Annotated in this window: 20 protein-coding genes; 1 reads left to right on the plus strand and 19 read right to left on the minus strand. The window is 43.9% G+C overall.

What is annotated here, in order from left to right:
- Window positions 1-153: 153 nt before the first annotated feature.
- The 15 genes from Q5873_RS05320 to mraZ all read right to left on the minus strand — a co-directional run bounded on the left by Q5873_RS05320 (window position 154) and on the right by mraZ (window position 14,740).
- The gene (locus Q5873_RS05320; protein WP_288190132.1) at window positions 154-732 is read right to left on the minus strand and encodes a porin family protein; all 579 of its coding nucleotides are present in this window, start codon (window positions 730-732) and stop codon (window positions 154-156) included.
- Window positions 733-800: 68 nt separating this feature from the next.
- Entirely contained in the window at window positions 801-1,823 is a 1,023-nt protein-coding gene (gene ftsZ, locus Q5873_RS05325) for a cell division protein FtsZ (protein ID WP_028255766.1), read from the minus strand.
- Window positions 1,824-2,017: 194 nt separating this feature from the next.
- On the minus strand, window positions 2,018-2,362 hold the full coding sequence (locus Q5873_RS05330; protein ID WP_028255765.1) for a small basic family protein: 345 nt from the start codon (window positions 2,360-2,362) through the stop codon (window positions 2,018-2,020).
- Entirely contained in the window at window positions 2,359-3,045 is a 687-nt protein-coding gene (locus tag Q5873_RS05335; RefSeq protein WP_028255764.1) for a DUF881 domain-containing protein, read from the minus strand. Before Q5873_RS05335 ends, Q5873_RS05330 begins: the two co-directional genes overlap by 4 nt.
- Before the next feature lie 17 nt (window positions 3,046-3,062).
- Complete coding sequence (locus Q5873_RS05340) at window positions 3,063-4,097, minus strand: cell division protein FtsQ/DivIB (protein ID WP_303059686.1); 1,035 nt, start codon at window positions 4,095-4,097, stop codon at window positions 3,063-3,065.
- 16 nt (window positions 4,098-4,113) lie between these two features.
- Window positions 4,114-5,046 (minus strand): D-alanine--D-alanine ligase, encoded by a 933-nt coding sequence (locus Q5873_RS05345; protein WP_303059687.1) that lies wholly within the window; start codon window positions 5,044-5,046, stop codon window positions 4,114-4,116.
- Window positions 5,043-6,422 (minus strand): UDP-N-acetylmuramate--L-alanine ligase, encoded by a 1,380-nt coding sequence (gene murC / locus Q5873_RS05350; protein WP_302227159.1) that lies wholly within the window; start codon window positions 6,420-6,422, stop codon window positions 5,043-5,045. Before murC ends, Q5873_RS05345 begins: the two co-directional genes overlap by 4 nt.
- A 21-nt stretch (window positions 6,423-6,443) precedes the next feature.
- Window positions 6,444-7,550, minus strand: coding sequence for an undecaprenyldiphospho-muramoylpentapeptide beta-N-acetylglucosaminyltransferase (gene murG / locus Q5873_RS05355; protein WP_303059690.1), 1,107 nt, complete (start codon window positions 7,548-7,550; stop codon window positions 6,444-6,446).
- Window positions 7,547-8,920: a UDP-N-acetylmuramoyl-L-alanine--D-glutamate ligase gene (murD, locus tag Q5873_RS05360; RefSeq protein ID WP_303059691.1), complete on the minus strand. Its 1,374-nt coding sequence runs from the start codon at window positions 8,918-8,920 to the stop codon at window positions 7,547-7,549. Before murD ends, murG begins: the two co-directional genes overlap by 4 nt.
- A 25-nt stretch (window positions 8,921-8,945) precedes the next feature.
- On the minus strand, window positions 8,946-9,914 hold the full coding sequence (gene mraY, locus Q5873_RS05365; RefSeq protein WP_288300962.1) for a phospho-N-acetylmuramoyl-pentapeptide-transferase: 969 nt from the start codon (window positions 9,912-9,914) through the stop codon (window positions 8,946-8,948).
- A gap of 110 nt (window positions 9,915-10,024) precedes the next feature.
- Window positions 10,025-11,389, minus strand: coding sequence for a UDP-N-acetylmuramoyl-tripeptide--D-alanyl-D-alanine ligase (locus Q5873_RS05370; protein ID WP_288190791.1), 1,365 nt, complete (start codon window positions 11,387-11,389; stop codon window positions 10,025-10,027).
- Between the two features lie 2 nt (window positions 11,390-11,391).
- A complete protein-coding gene (locus Q5873_RS05375) occupies window positions 11,392-12,876 on the minus strand; it encodes a UDP-N-acetylmuramoyl-L-alanyl-D-glutamate--2,6-diaminopimelate ligase (RefSeq protein WP_288759505.1) in 1,485 nt (494 codons plus the stop codon).
- Between the two features lie 60 nt (window positions 12,877-12,936).
- Window positions 12,937-13,344, minus strand: a complete 408-nt coding sequence (gene ftsL, locus Q5873_RS05380; RefSeq protein WP_205087315.1) for a cell division protein FtsL — start codon at window positions 13,342-13,344, stop codon at window positions 12,937-12,939.
- An 18-nt stretch (window positions 13,345-13,362) separates the two neighbouring features.
- Window positions 13,363-14,295: a 16S rRNA (cytosine(1402)-N(4))-methyltransferase RsmH gene (gene rsmH / locus Q5873_RS05385; RefSeq protein WP_303059695.1), complete on the minus strand. Its 933-nt coding sequence runs from the start codon at window positions 14,293-14,295 to the stop codon at window positions 13,363-13,365.
- Between the two features lie 13 nt (window positions 14,296-14,308).
- Entirely contained in the window at window positions 14,309-14,740 is a 432-nt protein-coding gene (gene mraZ / locus Q5873_RS05390; protein ID WP_028255755.1) for a division/cell wall cluster transcriptional repressor MraZ, read from the minus strand.
- Window positions 14,741-15,118: 378 nt separating this feature from the next.
- Here mraZ and Q5873_RS05395 point away from each other — a divergent pair, with 378 nt between their 5' ends.
- Entirely contained in the window at window positions 15,119-16,456 is a 1,338-nt protein-coding gene (locus Q5873_RS05395; RefSeq protein WP_303059696.1) for a threonine/serine exporter family protein, read from the plus strand.
- Between the two features lie 126 nt (window positions 16,457-16,582).
- Here the strand turns inward: Q5873_RS05395 and trxA are convergent, their stop codons facing one another.
- From trxA to abc-f, 4 genes are read right to left on the minus strand one after another with little or no spacing between them, the layout of a single operon-like run.
- Window positions 16,583-16,909 (minus strand): thioredoxin, encoded by a 327-nt coding sequence (gene trxA / locus Q5873_RS05400; protein ID WP_302225413.1) that lies wholly within the window; start codon window positions 16,907-16,909, stop codon window positions 16,583-16,585.
- Between the two features lie 60 nt (window positions 16,910-16,969).
- Complete coding sequence (locus Q5873_RS05405; protein WP_288300957.1) at window positions 16,970-17,344, minus strand: CoA-binding protein; 375 nt, start codon at window positions 17,342-17,344, stop codon at window positions 16,970-16,972.
- A 23-nt stretch (window positions 17,345-17,367) separates the two neighbouring features.
- On the minus strand, window positions 17,368-18,333 hold the full coding sequence (gene gluQRS, locus Q5873_RS05410) for a tRNA glutamyl-Q(34) synthetase GluQRS (RefSeq protein WP_303059698.1): 966 nt from the start codon (window positions 18,331-18,333) through the stop codon (window positions 17,368-17,370).
- On the minus strand, window positions 18,330-20,297 hold the full coding sequence (gene abc-f, locus Q5873_RS05415; protein ID WP_303059700.1) for a ribosomal protection-like ABC-F family protein: 1,968 nt from the start codon (window positions 20,295-20,297) through the stop codon (window positions 18,330-18,332). Before abc-f ends, gluQRS begins: the two co-directional genes overlap by 4 nt.
- Window positions 20,298-20,306 lie beyond the last annotated feature (9 nt).

Here is a 20,306-nt window from a genome sequence, read left to right on the forward strand (position 1 = left end):
GTGCCATGTTTTTTACATTTTTATAAAAAAATATTGTATACAATATAGAGCAAACTATAAAATATAAAGAAAAGCTCCCAAGCACAAGTTCAACTCGTACTCGGGAGCCTTTCTTCTTTGTAAAGTAATCTCAGCGTTCTTCGCCAATCCTACTTAGAACGAATAGCCTAAACCGGCATGTAAGCCTTTAATATCGCTGTCATTACCATCAACGCTATATTTATCATACTGATAATATACGTTAAGGCCTAAATCGTTCGTCAAATCGTAAGTAGCACCAATCTGATACGTTTGTTTAATATCATTACCAAAGCCAACCTTAGCAAAACCTTTTAAGTTATCTGCTAAAGGAACGTGACCGATTACGCCACCTTGGAAACCGGTTTCATGTTCACCATCGGCTCTAAGATATGTACCTGCCCCATATAAATTAACATTTTTGCTTACTTTATATACAGCTTCTAAGCGATGATCCTTCACATCGCCGCCTTTGTCAAGATTAACACGGCTGTATTCGTACTGCAATGCCAATTTATCGGACAAACCAGTCGCTAGAGAGGCCCCAAACCCATCGTTGGAACCGCCGTTGCCCTCAGCATGTTGAGCAAAGCTGTATTCTACGGCAACCTTACTCTGGCCTGCATTAATGTCTGTCACCGGAACGGAAGCCGCAAATGCTGCACCGGTCACCGTAGCAGTCACTACTGCACTCAAAAGTAATGTTTTATTCATCGGGTATCCCTCCAAGCACTACTACACAATATAAAAATATATTCTTCTCACAGATATCTGTGAAACTCCTACCGTTTCATGAACGTAGGAATTTCGAGACCTCCCGTCGACATAGGACGTTTAGCGCGGTTTCCGCCAAAGTCCGGTCCTGGATTGTGAGAAGCACCAAATCCGGTAGCTACTACAGTAATCTGTACACGGTCACCGAGATTTTCGTCAATAACGGAACCGAAGATAATGTTTGCTTCCGGATCGGCAGCTTCGGAAATAATTTCCGCTGCTTCATTAATTTCAAACAAGCTCAAGTCACTGCTACCGGTAATATTCAAAAGAATTCCCTTTGCACCTTCAATAGAAGTTTCAAGCAAAGGACTGTTAATAGCCATCTTAGCAGCATCAACAGCACGATTTTCACCTTCGCCTACACCAATACCCATCAAGGCTTCACCTTGATTAGTCATAATGGTTTTTACGTCAGCAAAGTCAAGATTGATTAAACCAGGTACAGTGATCAAATCAGAAATACCCTTGATACCTTGGCGCAATACGTCATCCGCCGTGCGGAATGCCTCATTAAGCGGGGTTTTCTTATCAACTACCTGTAACAATTTATCATTCGGAATAACGATAATCGTGTCTACTTTGCTAGTCAACATTTCAACACCTTTATCCGCCTGTGTACGACGACGTTTACCTTCAAACGTAAACGGCTTCGTTACTACGCCTACCGTTAAAGCACCGATTTCACGGGCACATTCGGCAACAATCGGTGCAGCACCGGTACCAGTACCGCCACCCATGCCGGCAGTAACAAATACCATGTCGGAACCCTGAAGTGCCTTAGTTATTTCTTCGCGACTTTCCTGTGCTGCTTCCTCCCCTACCTGAGGATTTGCACCGGCACCTAAGCCTTTTGTAAGCTTTTCACCCAATTGAATCTTAATATCTGCTTTAGAATTATCCAATGCCTGTGTTTCTGTATTGGCCACTAAGAAGTCAACACCCTGAAGGCCACTATCAATCATGCGGTTTACGGCATTGCTTCCGCCGCCACCTACACCTATTACCTTAATATTTGCGAATTCCGACATCTAAGATCCTCCTCCTATTTCCGCAGGATATTACAAGTATTGTAGCCGCGTTTGCTAACGCTGCATTATCACACAATACTTGCCATAGTTTGTTTAGTCTATTTTACAATAGATTTCAAAGTTTTTCCACTTTATAATTGCATTCTGATTTACATTATATCATTATCGCCCCTACTTTTTCCAGTAGTCATTCCTCATTTTGTACGGCGCGAAAGCAATAAGCGTCGTATCGCCGCCGTATTTTGAAAGAGTCGTAAACCAAAGCTGATTAATGCTACATAGTATAAATCAATACCGACAATGTTTCCCAAAAATACAAGTAGCGCTGCCAACAACGAGTTAGAAAAGAATCCTGTCAAAAAGATGGACAAGTCAAATACGCGTTCCAAGGCAGCCCTGGTTCCGCCAAACACACTGTCTAAAGCGGCCAATAATGCTACCGATGTATATTTGGCATATACCGGCGGAATTTCCAAGGGCGATATAGAACCTAAGCTGATACCTACAATCAGGCCCAACACTATATATACATATATCATGTAGTCGCCCCCTCTTTTACAGCCGTCAAATGCTCTTCTCGAAAGGTACCATTAAAGGCAGGTACTACTACTTGATTTTCTTTTTGGATTTTTAGCTCAATGCCCCAATATTTCAATGTATCCACAATGCCACCTCGCATCGTAAGTGCTGCAGATAATGTTTTGGGATCACCAATTGCCTTTATAACAAAAGGCGGTGCAAACACTTTGCCGTTAACCATAATTGTCGGCCCTGCACATCGAACTTCCGATACACCGATTAGTCGTTGATCGTTTATCGCAATGGCTTCCGCACCTCCGGCACGTAACTCATTAACAATGCGCAGAATATCTTCGTCATGAATTAAATATAAGTTGGGGTTTTCGTTATCCTTAACAGGTACTTTACTATCATTGATAGTAACCACAACACCCGTACCACTGACCGTAGTTAAGCCGGCCCGTTGTTTCAACACACTGTAATCCGAATTAACATCATCAGTGGTACCTTTTTTTATTTTTTCCAGCTGAGCCCGTAACTCATCGCGCTCTTTTTGCGCCGCATTAAGTTGTAACGCCAAGTCCCCGGCTCGCTGCAAATGCACATTATTCTCTGTAATGGTCTGAGTCATTCTGTATTGAGTAACCAACATGATTCCCAATACCATACTTACCGCCGCAATGGCCCAACGTCCTTGCTTCAATGCTTGTCCTTTCCTATCTATTGCACCTTAATAAACGGTGACGTAACATTTACATCTAAATACTGTGCTGCTACGCCGCGTGTTTTCACATCTTTAATCATTTCTTCGCTTAACTGTGCTTTTTTAACCAGTTCGGAGCCATCACCTAATCGGAGCGGAAGCCCGTCTACGGTATATGCCGTCAACTGATTTTCATCACCTACATTGACTTCGGCAATAGATTTTAAGCCATCCGGTGTCAAGGCATTCAGGTAAACCAACGCATCGTGAATTGCCTTGTTATCAAGCTTATCGCCTAATAAAATATTGCCGAGCTTAACGCCGGATATAATCGGTACTGCCGTATCCTCAATAGCCGGCCCCATAGCAATTACCTGTCCGTTCTTATCTATCGACGCAAATCCGAATTTAGTCGTTACTACCGCTAATGCTTTTCTATCGGTGATATTAACTTGAAGAGTTAAAGGAAATACATAGTTAACTTTGGCAACTTCAACACGTAAATCATTTGCTAATCGATCTTCCAAACGTCCCGTATTAATCTGCAATAAATTAACAGGAGAACGAATATCTCCGGCGGCCATCACGTCCTGTACCGTCACCTTATCACTGCCCACTACTTGTATCGTTCCCAAAGGAATCGGTAATACATAAAGCAAGGCAAGAACCATGATAACCAGTATCGTACTGATAATCGCTTTTCTCTGCCAACGGTGCGGGCCTTTTCGAAACTGTGTTCCGCCACCGCTTCGCATTTGTCGTTGCCCATCCGTTGTCATTTTTCGTCTTCTATTGTCTTGATTAGCTTCTGTTTGCGTAGTATCTAAGTCAGGGGCGTTTTCAGGAAATTCGCCATTCCTATAGTGCCCGTCATCCTCCGTCATCGCAACCGAACCGGATGATGATAACGTAGTGTCGTCATTAACACCGGCAACGATAACACCACGTCTACGCAATTCTTCGGCAAAAGACACTACCGGAGCCGTTACTGCTTGCCAGGGTCGCTCAGACTGACGTTCGCCCTGGCTGTTACCACCTTTATACTCTCTCATGGGCGACCCTATCCTCCTAGAATTTTCCTAAGCCTGCAGACTGTAATATTTTTTCGCATAATGCAGGAAAGTCAATTCCCAATGCGCCCGCGGCTTTAGGCACCAACGAGGTAGCCGTCATTCCCGGTATCGTGTTGTATTCCAACACATACGCATCACCGTGGCTGTCTGTCATAACATCTACGCGAATAGTTCCGCTACACTGTAATTCTTTAAATACAGTTTCACCAATACGTTGCATGGTGGCCGTCAATTCTTCATCAATCGGAGCCGGTACTAAATAATCCGTAGCACCGCTTGTATACTTAGACGCGTAATCATATTCACCGGAGTGCGGTCTGATTTCAATGACAGGCAATGCTTTACCATCCAATACGGATACCGTAAATTCCCGACCGTCCAAGTATGCTTCCACTACCAAGATTGGGTCATACGATAATGCTTCTTTCACCGCTGTTCCCAATGTAGACTCATCTTTAACGATTACCACACCAATACTCGACCCTTGTGTAGCCGGTTTTAATACAACCGGCAAGGAAAAGCGATGGTGAATATCTTCAATAATTTCCTCTTCGCTTTGTACCGCACCGTTGTAGGATACGGATGATGCCGTAGGAATACCGGCACCGCGGAATACATCTTTACTGATTTTTTTATTCATTCCTACCGCATGTGCCATAACACCTGAACCGGTATAAGGAATGCCGGCCATTTCAAGTGCTCCCTGTACAGCCCCGTCTTCACCAAATTTTCCGTGAAGAGCGATAAACACGACATCACCGCCTACAGCACGTATATCTTCAACTACATGTGCCGGACGAAGTTCCAATGTTTCAGCCTTGTAACCGATGCTTTGCAATGCTTCGGCAATGGCAGCCCCTGTCCGACGAGATACTTCCGCTTCCTTGGAAGGGCCACCCATTAATACAACAATTTTTTTGTCTTTCATTTATTATCGTCTCCTAATAGTGCCAACAATTTAGGACCGTATTGATTAATCGAACCGGCTCCCATGGTGATTACCAAATCCCCGGGACGTAATTCGCTTTTTACACGGGCAGGCAGTTCTTCTATATCTGCCACATAGCATACGTCTTGTCCCGTTGTTTTCTTAATCATAGTAGGAATAGACATACCGTCAATGCCTTCTATAGGATCTTCTCCGGCACTATAAATATCTGTCATATAAATTTTATCGGCTGCTTTAAATGCATTCCCAAACTCAGAAAGCAACAACTTTGTGCGCGTGTAACGATGTGGTTGAAATAAACAAATCACCCGATGTTCTTCCAAGGCCTTAGCTGCTTGCAAGGTCGCATTAATCTCCGTAGGGTGATGTGCATAATCATCAACCACCCATATGCCTGCCGTATGTCCTTTCGTTTCGAAACGACGTTTGGCACCTGTAAAGTGAGATAATGCATCACAAATAGTTTTTGCATCCAATCCGCATTCTTTCGCCATAATAAAAGCAGCTAACGAGTTAAGTGCATTGTGAGTACCCGGCACGCGTAATACCATTTGACCGATAACATTCCCTTTGAAAGCAATATCATACACAAGTTTTCCCTTTTCATAATGAATATTCAGTGCACGATACTCATTATTTTCACCTAGGCCATAGGTGATAAAGCGTCGTTCTACTTGAGGAATAATAGATTGAATCGCTGCATTATCACCACAAACTACAGCTACTCCGTCACTAGGTAATACGGATAGGAATTGTGCAAACGCACGATGCAAATTTTCAATGGTCCCATAGTGATCCATATGGTCATTCTCAATATTAGTTACAACAATTTTTTTCGGTCGCAGTTTAAGAAAAGAACCATCGCTTTCATCAGCTTCCGCAATACTGTACTTGCCTTTCCCCCATTGGCTGCTGCCTTTCAAGTAATCTACTTCGCCACCGATAATAACGGTAGGATCCTCACCGGCTTCCACAAAAATCTGTCCCAACATGGATGTAGTCGTTGTCTTGCCATGAGCACCGGCCACTGCGATACCGGTCGTAACATCAAGTACAGCTTTTACGATGTCCGAACGATGAAGAATAGGAATTCCTTTTTCCTTTGCTGCCATCAACTCAGGATTATCGTCATGAATAGCTGTCGAACGAACCACTGCATCCGTACCGTTTACATATTCTGCCTTATGTCCGATATGAATTGTCGCTCCCATAGAACGGAAACGTTCCGTTACAGCTGACTCCTTGATATCCGATCCGGACACTTGAAATCCTTGACTAATCAGTATATTCGCAATTGCCCGCATGCCTGATCCGGCAATCCCGATTAAATGAATTTTATGTATACCATCCAACATGGTCGCATTCGCTCCTCACATTTATTTTGCTATTTCCAATGCCAATTGAGCAATATCTCTTGCCGCATTCGGTCGTCCCAATGCCTTGGCTTCCGACGCCATATGCGCCAACTCTTCTCGATTTTCTAAAAAGTATTCTATTTCTCCGATTAAATCTTCACCGGTAAGCATCTTATCCACAATCATACGCGCCGCTCCGGCTGTTACCAACGAACGTGCATTATATGTCTGATGATCCTCTGCCGCGTAGGGATACGGTATCAAGATAGAAGGTATCCCGCGTACGGTCAACTCAGCCAGACCTACCGCTCCGGCTCTGAACACGGCTAAATCCGCTGCTGCCAAGCCTTTTGGCATATCATGCAAATATGACAAAATTAACGACGACTCACTGAAAGAGTTGCCATCTTCGGCACCCAATTCTGCTAGCACTCGATCGTATTCGGCACTTCCGGTTACATGAATGAGTTTAATACCCTTTCTATCTTTAAAATGGCGATGCACCTCTATCATAGCATTATTTATACTACGTGCACCGCGCGATCCGCCGGCAATTAAAACGGCAAAGTCGGAATCGGCTAATTTAAAATGGCGCCGGCCATCGGAGCGCGAATCAATAAGGACCTCAGGTCGCACAGGATTACCTGTGTAAATAACGCGCTTACAATGACTAAATGATGCTGCCGCTTCTTCATAGCCTACAGCCACAACATCGACGAAACGGCTGAGAATTTTATTGGTAATGCCGGCAATTACATTCTGCTCCTGAATTAATGTAGGTATTTTACGCAATGCTGCTGCCATTAATATAGGACCACACACGTAACCGCCGGTACCTATAACCACATCCGGCTTAAATTCGGAAATAATACTGTTGGCCATAAACAAAGATCCCACCGATTTTCCTAGTGTCACCGCGGTTTGGAGAGACAGCTTGCGAGCTAACCCCTGAACCGGTAACGTGCGAAACGGCAATCCTTCTTTAGGTACAATAGAAGCTTCTAAGCCACGTTCCGTACCAATATACAAAAACTCAGCTTCTGTCATAGCCGCTATTTCTTTATAAATAGTAATCGCCGGATAGATATGACCTCCGGTTCCGCCACCGGATATGATTACCCGTTTCATTCCGTAGCCCCCTTCTTTGCCATTTCATGCACACATTGCTTAAAATCGTCGCCTCGTTCTTCAAAGCAATGATACCAATCAAAACTGGAGCATGCCGGCGACAGCAGTACCACATCTCCTTCCGTAGCCAAATCAGCCCCCATAGTAACTGCTTCTTCCATAGAGTCGGCCCGGTATATATTCGTTACGCCTGCTGTTATAGCGGCTTGTGTAAATCGATCGGCTGCTTCACCCATGAAAATTACGGCTTTTGTATTCGATTTTACCTTAGCTATAAAGTCTTCCAGGGGAGTCATCTTATCATGACCACCTGCCAACAGAATCACCGGCTGATGAAATGCATCTAATGCCTTTATAGCCGAATCGGTATTTGTAGCTTTTGAATCATTATAGTACGTAACACCTTTATAGGTCGTTACTTTTTCTATACGATGTTCCACCCCATTAAAACTATCGATGGCTGATGCAATGCTCTCTTTAGAAAAGCCTAGTGCATAGGACAGGGCAACAACCGCTAAAATATTTTCTACATTATGGGCTCCCGGAATATGAATCTCTTTTACAGTGACTACCGGATCCGGTTTACCGTTTTGTACGGCATAACATACGCCGTTTTCAAAAAATGCACCGTCTGTTACGCGCCGCTGTTGACTGATTGAGAGAACTTTGCCAGGTACACGCATGGCCATATCGGCCACTATAGGATCATCTATATTCAAAACCATAAAATCGTCAGCCCGTTGTCTACGGAAAATAGCTTCCTTCGCATATTGATAGGCTTCCATTGTCTTATGTCGCTGCAGATGATCCGGCGTAATATTTAGCATGATGCCACCTTTAGGCCGGAAGGTGACACTGCTTTCCAACTGATAACTGGATAATTCCGCTACCACATACCCGTCCTCCGTTGCCTTATGGGCAGCCTCACTGAGAGACAGACCAATATTGCCACCGACAAATACCGGCTTGCCTGCTGCTTTTACTACCTCAGCCAACAATGTAGTCGTCGTTGTCTTACCGTTAGTTCCTGTCACGGCCAATATGGGAGCCTTGGAAATTTCATAGGCCAGTTCCACCTCGCCAACAATTTCTATATGGCGACGCTTCGCCTCTTCCAAAATAGGAATTGTCAGCGCAATTCCCGGAGAAACGATGATACGCTCTACTCCATCTAGTAATGAAAAATCCTGGCGGCCTGTAATGACCTCGACACCGGATTCTTCCAAAAGGTGTTCCGTTTTTTTATCAAAGGAAACTTGCTTATAGTCGTTTAAAACTACATGAGCTCCCAATCCGGCCACAATATGTGCCACGCCAATGCCGCTAACACCGGCTCCCAATACTAAAATATGTGTACCTTTATATTCCATAATTTCACCTGCTCAGCTAATGACTTCATTGACATTGCACGACATACACAGCCAATCCTATAATCGCGCATATGCATCCGCCCAACCAAAAACGTGTTACTACCTTTTGCTCACCCCATCCGGATAATTCAAAATGGTGGTGAATCGGGCTCATTTTAAAGACGCGAACACCTCGCGTTTTAAAAGAAGCCACCTGTATAATAACCGAAAGCGCTTCCATAACGAAAATGCCCCCGATAATCACAAGTAATAACTCTGTTTTTGTCATAATAGCCATGCCGGCAAACGCTCCGCCCAGTGCCAACGATCCGGTATCGCCCATAAACACTTTTGCAGGATTCATATTGTAATACAAAAATCCCAAGGCGGCACCGCAGAGTGCTACGCCATAGAAAGCTACGCTAGGCAGACCTGCCAATAAACCGATAACCGCATAAGAAATTGCCGCAATCGCACCTGTGCCGGCTGCCAAGCCATCAAGCCCATCCGTTAAATTAACTGCATTCGTCGTACCTACAATAACGATAAATACTAAGAAGTAATAGAACGCACCGATATCTACGGTAGTATCAACAAAAGGAATCCATACTGTCGTAGGCAGAGTTATGTATTCTGTTGCAATGTAACAAAAAATAGCTGCCATCACCAACTGACCTGCCAATTTTTGTTTAGCTGTTAGTCCCAGATTACGTTTTTTAACAGCCTTAATAAAATCATCACTAAAGCCTAAGAGTGCATGACCCAATGTCAGAAACAGCAAAATTCCTGTTGTAATACTCAACGGAGCCATGAATAGCACACCAATGATGAGAGCCAACATCATAAAGAGCCCACCCATAGTTGGGGTCCCCGCCTTTGCTTGATGATTTTTCGGACCTTCCTCACGTATACTTTGCTGTGCATGTAATCGTCGCAACATAGGAATGCCAAAATGTCCCAACACTACCGTAACAACTAATGTAAAAATAAACGTATATATCAATTGTAAAATCATTTTATCAGGTTCGCTCCCTTATTCTTGCATTGAACATAGTGATAGCCATGGTACCACGAAAAAGCACCGCTATATATAGTAGTACATAACCGATTACAATGCAATATATTTTACCGTTCTTTTAGTTCCTGTACTACCCGTTCCATCCGCAGGCCGCGCGAGCCTTTTACCAAAATAACATCGCCCTTTACGGCCATTTCCAAATATTCGTTAGCCATTTCCATATGGCTGGTACATGGCTTAACAATTGGCACACCGGCTTCCTTAGCTGCTTTTGCTATGTATTTTGCTGCTTCACCAAAGGTGAAGACTGCGCTATACCCTTCTTCTGCCAGTAAGCGTCCTACCTCACGGTGACTTTCCTTGGTGTATCCACCAAGTTCCAACATATCACCTAGCATAGCAATTTTTCGTTTGCCTTCCAGCTGTCCTAATGCTCTAATCGACTCTGCCATCGATGCCGGATTTGCATTATACGCATCATTCAAAATAACAAAATCCGGGAAAGATACGATTTCCTGACGCATCGGTGTACCGGCAAACGCTGCCAACCCTTTGGCAATCTTTGCCGATGGCACACCGAGAACACGTCCTACGGTAATTGCCGCTAACGCATCGTATACATTGTGTTCCCCAATCATCGGTAAGGTTACAGGAAATACTTCATCAAAACACCGACAAGTAAATCCTATCCCGTCCTTCCGATATTTTAATTGGACACCTTGCACCGTAGCCGGCCGGTGTATACCATAATAAATCGTTTTCCCCGCAGTAAGGCCGTCCATAGCTTTAACGAAATTATCATCACCATTAAGAATCGCGGTACCATCCTCTTTAATGGCTTGGATTAATTCACCTTTCGCTTGAGCAATGGCCTCCTGTGAGCCTAACAGTTCAATATGACTGGTCCCCACATTGGTAATGACCCCTATCGTAGGTTCCGCAATATCAGCCAACTCTTTAATTTGCCCCAAACCACGCATCCCCATTTCCACTACGCATGCTTCATGCTTATCAGTAAGCTGTAACAATGTTTTAGGCAAACCAATTTCATTATTAAAGTTTTTTTCAGTCTTTAAAACAGAATACTTTGTTGCCAACACAGCAGCAATCATTTCTTTAGTTGTTGTTTTTCCCGATGAACCGGTTACAGCAACTACCGGTATCGTAAAACGGCGCCGATGATATCGAGCAAGATCCTGGTATGCTTGCAGCGTGGAATCGACTTCAATACAAACGAGACCATCTATACCTCGCCCATACTCAACAATGGCACCGGTAGCACCTTTTTCTCTGGCGGTCTTTAAAAAATCATGACCATCAAAGGTGTCGCCTTTTAATGCCACAAATAAATTACCGGTCTCAATAGCTCGAGTATCCGTTGAAATATGCGTAAACATCGTATCATTTCTTGCTGTTCCCGAATAATTTCCTCCGGTAGCTTCAATGACTTCCTGCAATGTAAATTCAGCCATGATTATCTCTCCTTAAGAGCATCTCGAGCAACTTCGCGGTCATCGAAATGTATTGTTTTATCCTTCAAAATCTGATAATCTTCATGTCCTTTACCGGCAATAATAACAACATCACCGGCCTGTGCTTGGGCAATTGCCTTGTGAATAGCCTCTGCTCTATCGACGATAACCTCATAGCGTACACCATCACGAAGGCCTTCTTTTACACCTACCTCTACATCCTTTACAATCTGTACCGGATCTTCCGTACGCGGATTATCCGAGGTAACAAATACAACATCACCGTATTGTGCAGCAATACGTCCCATAATCGGCCGCTTTGTTGCATCGCGGTCACCGCCGCAACCAAAGACAACCAAAATTCTATGTTCAACAATCTTCTTGGCTGTTTGTAATATATTTTCCAATCCATCCGGTGTATGTGCGTAATCCACTACCACTGCGAAAGGTTGTCCTTCTTCGATAAGCTCAAATCGTCCCGGCACAGCTGTAAAATCACTCAATGCCTGAATAATAGCATCCATACCTATGCCTTCGTTAAGACAAGCACCTACTGCCGCCAATGTATTATATACATTAAACAAGCCTGTAATACGCATATGATTATGATACGTAGTACCATCCCATACTATATCGTACGCCGACGTCTTAGCTGTAATCGTCAAATGAGAAGCTTCCAGCGAACCTCTACCTTCCGTACCATAGGTAATCAGCGGCGCCGAGTTCTTTTCCATAACACGTTTTCCGTAAGGATCGTCAATATTAATAACGGCACCTTTTTTCCCTTTATGCTGATTGGTGGCACTTACCTGTTCAAAAAGCTTACATTTAGCTGCCAAGTAATTTTCAAAGGTATGATGGAAGTCCAGGTGATCCTGCGTCAAATTAGTGAATACTGCCGTATCGTATTCTACACCGGCCGTACGTCCTAATGCTAAGGCGTGGGAAGATACTTCCATTACACAATGTGTCACCCCTTCTTCTACCATCTGTGCCAATATATGCTGTAAATCGACTACATCCGGTGTCGTGTTATGAATAGGATACGTTTTATCTCCGATGAGCACATGTACCGTTCCGATAATACCTACCTTATATCCTTGTTTACGCAAAATATGTCCGATAATATGCGTTGTTGTCGTTTTACCGTTCGTTCCCGTTACACCTATCATTCGCATTTTGTTCGCCGGGTATTCATAAAAATAAGGCACGCACTCTTGCATTGCCTTTCTCGTATCGTTGACACGAATAACCGCTACCTCCGTAGGAACCTTCACATCTTCGGATACCAAGACGGCTGCCGCTCCTGCTTGTACCGCCTTATCAATATAGTTATGTCCGTTTACGTGAGCCCCCACTAAGCAAATAAATAAACTTCCTTTTTTTACTTCGCGAGAATCCGCAGTAATGCCGGTAATTTGTATGTCACCGTTGCCCGTCAGGGTGGCATTTGTAATACTGTTATATACTTCGTTTACCGTCTTCACCAGTAAAACCTCCACTTCAAACAAGGAGAGCAGCCCTTGAGGGCTGCTCTATACCATAGATTAATCTACAATACGCTTCGTTACTTGTACGTCACGTTCTACCGTAGTACCTTTGCTATTGTACACGAAAGCGTCCGGTAATACCATCCCTAATTTGTCCTGCGCGATTTTTTGTATACGCGTCGGCGATTTAAGTTCTGCCACTTCTAAATTTAATTCATCATTGGCTTTGGTCAGTTGTACAACTTCCTGCTGCATACGAACAACTTCATAACCGGTACGTGCTTTCATCGACTGCATGAACAGTAACATTATAACACAAAGCACTATCATTCCGACAACTATGCATATCCCTTTCATCTCCGGAGACATGCTCAGAAAAGAGCCATCCCGGCGCCTGACTTTTTGTACGTCACCGACATAGGGCTGTGCCGAATTCATCTTCCAGGCTGCCTTTTCTACCAACATGCTATCCTCTCCTGTCTATCATAACTTTTCCGCTACACGAAGCTTGGCACTGCGCGAACGCGGATTACGCTCTATCTCTTCCACACTAGGTTCAATTGCCTTATTTCTTGCTTTCACTGTTGCTACATGATGGCATACACACACCGGTAGCTCCGGCGGGCAAATACATCCTGTACTTAATTCTTTAAATGTTTGTTTTGTAATTCGATCTTCCAACGAGTGGAAGGTGATAACCCCCATACGACCGCCGGGGGTAAGTAATTCCGCTGCATCCACAAAAGTATCGTGTAAAATCGACAGTTCCTGGTTAACTTCGATGCGGATAGCCTGAAAGGTGCGCTTCGCAGGATGCGGTCCATCCTGACGTGCCTTGGCCGGGATTGCCTTTTTTATAATGGATACCAACTGTCCCGTCGTCGTAATACGTTCTTTTTGCCGAGCATCTACGATAAATCCTACAATGCGTTTAGCCCATCGCTCTTCACCGTACTCTCTGATGATTCGAACCAGTTCCTCTGCTTCATAGTCATTAACAACGACTTCCGCCGATAGAGGATTATGCCGATCCATGCGCATATCCAATGGTCCATCATTCATATATGAAAATCCACGCTCTGCCGTATCCAACTGATAACTGGATACACCTAAGTCAAAAATAATACCATCGACAGCATCAATTCCCCGCTCAGCCAATTCCTTTTTAAGATACCGAAAATTGCTGGGAATCGTCATAACCCGACATGGTAAATCGGACAGTCGCTTCTTAGCTACTTCTAACGCTACTTCATCTTGGTCGAATCCGATTAACAGACCTTTTTCGCTAAGGCGTTCTCCCAACGCATGCGAATGACCTGCACCGCCCAGCGTACAATCCACATAAATGCCATCGGGATCTGTTAAGACAGCCGTCACTGTTTCTTCCAATAAAACGCTTACGTGCTGAAATTCCATACAAGACCCCTTTCTACAGCATAATATCATCAAACTCTTCAACTAACGCTTCTAAATTGCCCCCGACTTCATCGTTATACCGATCCCATTGTTCTCGGCTCCAGATTTCAATATGATCACTGGTACCGACTACAACAGCATCTTTTTTCAACATGGCATAGGTGCGCAACGAATTGGGAATGAGAACACGCCCCTGCTTGTCAAAATCCAATTCCGCAGCGCGTCCGAATAAAAGGCGTTTCAATGCGCGTACGCCGCTTTTGGTATCGGACAGCTTTGCTAACCGAGCCCGCATATCTTCAAATTTTTCCAAGGTGTATACGGCCAGACAAGAATCAAATCCACGAGTGATAACACAAGTCTCTCCCAATTGCTCACGCATCTTCGCAGGGATAATCAAACGACCCTTTGTATCAATCGTATGTGAAAACTCACCCATGAACATGTTGTCTCGCCTCCTTCCATCCTTGTTCTCCACACCCACTATATGGTAAATTCTACCACAATCCCCCACTTATCACAATAAATATAGCCCAATTTGTAAATTTTTCTGAAATTTAATGTAATTTTTTATTGTATTCATACTATTTTATAATATATTAGTTCTATATAATTGTTCATTTTTTCGTTTCTATAATATCAGCTTGCCTACTGGGCACCACTTTCCACCACCTTATGTACCACTGCATACCACCTCATAATCTGTCACACCATAACGGTGTTATCTTCGGACTCCTCTCTTTCACAGAAGAATTGCTCTTTTGCCCAACTCTTAATCATGCTATACTTTAGAAACGATAATAAAGAGAAAGGACAGTATGTAATGAATGTATATACAAAAAAAGAGTTGACCCTATTGGAAACGCCGTTTGACGACATCCGTCGAAAAATGGATCTCCTGCTTCTACTGGGTCAACTTCTTATGGAGAACGGCGCCAACACAAATCAGATTTTACGTGATATGTTGCGTGCTGCCGCCTATATGGGAATTAATGAAAATTTAGTACATGTTCATATTTCATATACTACAATTATGCTAAATATTTCTGATGACTCGCATGCCTATACGGTTTTTAGAAAAACATTACATCACGGAGTAAATATGACAACGCTTTCCGTACTGAGTAAGCTAACTTGGAAAGCGCTGGAGCAATCGTTTACCTTAGATGAATTTGAAAAACGTTTACGAACCATTGCCGAAACACCGCCGCGTTATCCTCACGGACTCCTTAACATAGCTGCCGGTTTTGCCTGTGGCGCATTTGCTTTGCTCTTCGGTGGTACTATTCTTTCTGCGTGGGTTACAACCTTATGTGCAATTATAGGATTTTTTGTTCGTACACTCTGTAATCGCTGGGAAGTCAATATTTATATCAGTATCATGGCTGCTGCCTTCACTGCTACCACATCCGCCTATCTACTGCACACACTGTTTGCTTCCGGTGCCATGATTTACGCCATGATAAGCTGTACCTTATTCATGATTCCCGGTGTTCCCCTCATTAATGCGGTAGATGACATGATAAACAATCATATCATGGCCGGTATGACAAGAGCTATGAATACCTTTCTTATCGTCGGCAGCATGACAGTCGGTATAACGATGGCATTATATTTTGATCGCCTGTCCAATTTTACCAGCCTGAGTATTCTTCCCGGTCAACTATATCCTTTACAGTTAGCAGCTTCTGTGGTTGGTGCCATAGGATTTTCTATTATTTTTAATATTCCGTACCGTCTTTTACCATTGGTGGGCATGGGAGGACTTATTGCCGTAGCCATACGCAACACCCTACTGGTGTACTTAGGATTTTCTCTTCCCGGTGCTACCTTTTTAGCTACTGCTATTATCAGCATCTGTGCATTGAAAGCAAGTCGCTACTTCCGAACGGCTGCACCGGTACTTTCCATTCCCTCTGTTATACCTTTGATCCCCGGCGTGTTGCTATATCGTTTCCTTTTTGGAATTGTTACGATTAACACATTGGATACTGAAAGTCTTCTTCATGCACTACGTAGCGGTGTAACCGGAATAACAACTATTATTTGTATTGCTATCGGCGTATCTATTCCGCATATTCTTGCCAGTCGTTATCTGGATCGTGCTAAACATCAACGACTCTTACAGCTATTACAGGATAGAGGTGCCGGTCACCCGTAATAATATAAGACATAAAAAGAAGCAGTAACGAAACGAGAAAATATCCCATTCGTTACTGCTTCTTCATTTGTAATCTATGATGTTTTATACCTTGGCAAAGCTCGTATCCACTTTACCGCTATTCAATTATAAATATTTTTCTACGGCAGCCTGCAACTCGCTAAGCGGTACATAGCCAATTTTACGATCGACAATTTCACCGTTCTTAAAAATAGCGAATGTCGGTAATACTTCAATCTGGTATTCCTTTGCTAAGTCAACCTGTTCATCCGTATTAACCTTTGCAAGCACAACCTTATCACCCAAGTTAGCTGCCAACTCATCATATACAGGCATCATACGTACGCAATAGCCGCACCACGGTGCCCAAAAATCAACGACAGCTACGCCTTCATGATTAACTACGGTATCTTTAAAATTTTCTACGGTTACATCTTTAATTACATCGCTCATGTGTATATCTCCTTTACTGTCACTCTATATTCACATGCTGTAAGCCTGTCATACTTACGGCTACTTAAGTTGTACTAATACGCAATCCGTTATAACCGCTAAACCGGCATCGTTCGCCTTGGTAATTACCGCTGATGTATCCGCACCCGGCTGCAACCAAGCGATTTCCACGCCCAGCTGTTGACATTCGTCAACCGCCTCAAGTCCAACCCGTTCGGGAACAACAAAATCAACTACCTGTGGAACTTCCGGCAAAGCACGTAACGACGGATAGCAAACATCACCGTCAATAGCGGTGACATTCGGATTTACGGGATATACCGTATAGCCATGGTCACGAAGATGTTTGTAAATTTTATAACCGAATTTTTCTGTTCGTGCCGTGGCACCGATAACAGCCCAAACCTTTTTCTCCAATGCTTCTTGGGGCATCATAGTATATCACCTCACGCCATTAATTATACCTTAATATCGAAATTTGTCAATCTTATAGACGGGCATTTTAATTTTGTAAAATTTAGTTTTATATTTCTCAACTCTGGCAACGTTATCGTCCGTTGCGGCCCCAGCATAGATTCATCTACTAATCCGCCTAATAATGCCAAACGTCCCCATATCATAGCCGCACTAAATCCCGAGTCCTTTAATTCACGAATCGTAATACTTTGCTGCCGCTTGGACAAGCGATACCCTTCGCTATCTACGATAAGCGGTGCATGTTTATAAACCGGTGGTTCCTTTCCTAATATATCGTATATGTACAACTGAATCGGTGTGCTGTCCAATAAGTCATAGCCTCTAACAATTTCGGTAACCCCCATCGCCGCATCATCGAGCACGACCGCTAAATTATAAGCAAACATACCATCGGCCCGACGAACTACGCAGTCATGGGTAGCTGCCTGTAATTCATATAACTGAGGTCCTTGCCAAGTATCATAGAAATATACGCTTCGCGTATCACAGCACAATCGCCACGAAGGGGCTTTCTTACTGTGCAACACCTTTTTCTCATCAGCAGATAAATGACGACAGTGCCCATCATAACTATGAGGCGGTTCTCCTGGATGCGGTGCCGACGCAATACTTTGCAAGCGTGCCCGATTGCAATAGCACGGATAAATGCAACCTTTTTCTTGCCACGCGTCCAAAATTTCCGTATATCTATCATAGCGTTCACTTTGCCAGTAAGGACCATCGGGACCACCCGTTCGCGGTCCTTCATCCCAATCGAAACCAAGCCATTCCAAATCATCCAGTAAATCTTCACCTAAACTGCGCTTGGCTCGTACATAATCGATATCCTCCATACGAAGCACATACGAACCCTGCTGTTGCCGTGTGGATATATACGATAACATCGCTATCCATGCATTGCCTAAATGAATATGGCCGGTAGGACTTGGTGCAAATCGTCCCTTCATTCTGCCAAGGCCTCCCATTGTTCATAAAGAGTTTCTAATTTTGTAGTTACCTCTTCCATTGCATTAGCTACCTGTGCCATTTCTTCAGGATCTGATTGCACTTCAGGATTGGCTACCTGTACTTCATACATTTTTAGTGTTGCTTCCAGGCGGGCAATTTCTGTTTCTATTTCTGTCAAACGCTTTGCTTGCATATACGCATTCGGTTTTTTAACCTCTCCTGTCGGTGTTGCTTCAGCACTACCGGTATCGACAGAACTCTTTGTCTTTGCTCCCTTAACACCTGCTGCATTATCGGCTATAGTCGCTCCACCATTTGCACCGTGATGTCTTTTGCCTGCTTCGGACTCTTCGTTAGCCAATCGTTCACGCTCCGCTTGCTCATGCAGTTTTTCCTTGTAATAGGAAAAATTACCTCCGTATTCCGTAATTTTTCCTTCATCCAAGACGAGAATACGCTTGGCTACCTTATCCAAAAAGTAGCGGTCATGGGAGATAACAAAGCAGGTTTCCTCAAAACGTTGCAACGCCTCTTCTACCACTTCGCGCGTAGGAATGTCCAAGTGATTGGTCGGTTCATCCAGTACGAGAAAGTTATCTCCTTCCAAAAATAATTTTAGCAAAGCCAATCGTGCCCGTTCGCCACCGGATAAATCGCCTACCATTTTAAATACATCATCCCCTCGATAGAGGAACATGCCCAGCACATTGCGTGCTTTTTCTTCGGAATAATTAAAATTATTCATAATTTCTTCCAGTACAGTCCAATGATCATGTAACTCCTCATGCTCCTGTGAGAAGTAGCCTATTTGCACGCGATTGCCAATATCGATAAACCCTATCTCCGGCACCAGTTCACCCATAATCGCTTTGACCAATGTCGATTTACCGGCACCGTTCGGCCCAATAAGGCCTACTGCCTCACCGCGGCGTACGGTAAAAGATACATCATCAATAATATCTCGGTTGCCATAACCTACAGATACTTCTTCTACTACCAATACCTTGTCGGCACTGACGGCAGCCGGCGGAAATGTAAAGCGCAGGTGCTTTGATGTTTCCGGTGCCTCCAGACGTTCCAAACGATTCAGCTGGGATTGTCGGCCCCGCGCCATTTTAGACTTAATACCGGCTCTGTATTTATCAATATACTCTTCAGTCTTACGGATATATTCCTGCTGTTTTTCATACGCCGTTCGCGCCGCCTTCATACGTTCATCCCGGAGCTGTAGATAGCGACTGTAATTTCCTTTATATACGGTAACCTTATGATGCTCCAATTCGACGATACCTGTCGCTACGCGATCTAAAAAATAGCGGTCATGGCTGACGATAAGAATTCCGCCGCGATAAGCACTCAAATAGCCTTCCAACCATTCCAGCATATCCATATCCAAATGGTTGGTCGGTTCATCCAAGAAAAGAAATTCCGGCCTGCGCACCAATGCCTTGGCCAGGTTAATGCGTGTCTTCTGTCCCCCGGAAAATTCATCCGCCGGTTTCTTAAGATCTTCATCGGTAAAGCCTAACCCGTAAGCGATGCGACGACTTTGTGCTTCATAATCATAGCCGCCCAGCCATTCCAACCGTTCCTGCAAGTGTGCTAATCGCTGTAAATCACGTTCGTTGTCCGGTTGTTTTTCCAGCCGTGTCGTCACCTCTTGTAGTTGTTCTTCCAGATGCTGTACATCACGCCAAGCTTTTTGTATTTCTTCTTCCAAACTGTCATTGCCGAGGCTAATATCCTGCTGCAAATAACCGATACTGGCCGCATCATCAATGACTACTTGTCCTGCATCCGGTTCTTCCAACCCCATAATGCATTTAAGTAATGTCGATTTACCGGCACCATTAGGACCTACTAACCCAAGACGATCGCCGGTTTTTATTTCAAAAGATATATCCTTAAAAATTTCACGTATGCCGAAGGACTTACCTAATCCTATAATACGAATTCGCTCCATACCTGCCTC

It is taken from the genome of Veillonella magna (assembly GCF_959600285.1).
Lineage (GTDB): Bacteria > Bacillota > Negativicutes > Veillonellales > Veillonellaceae > Veillonella_A > Veillonella_A magna.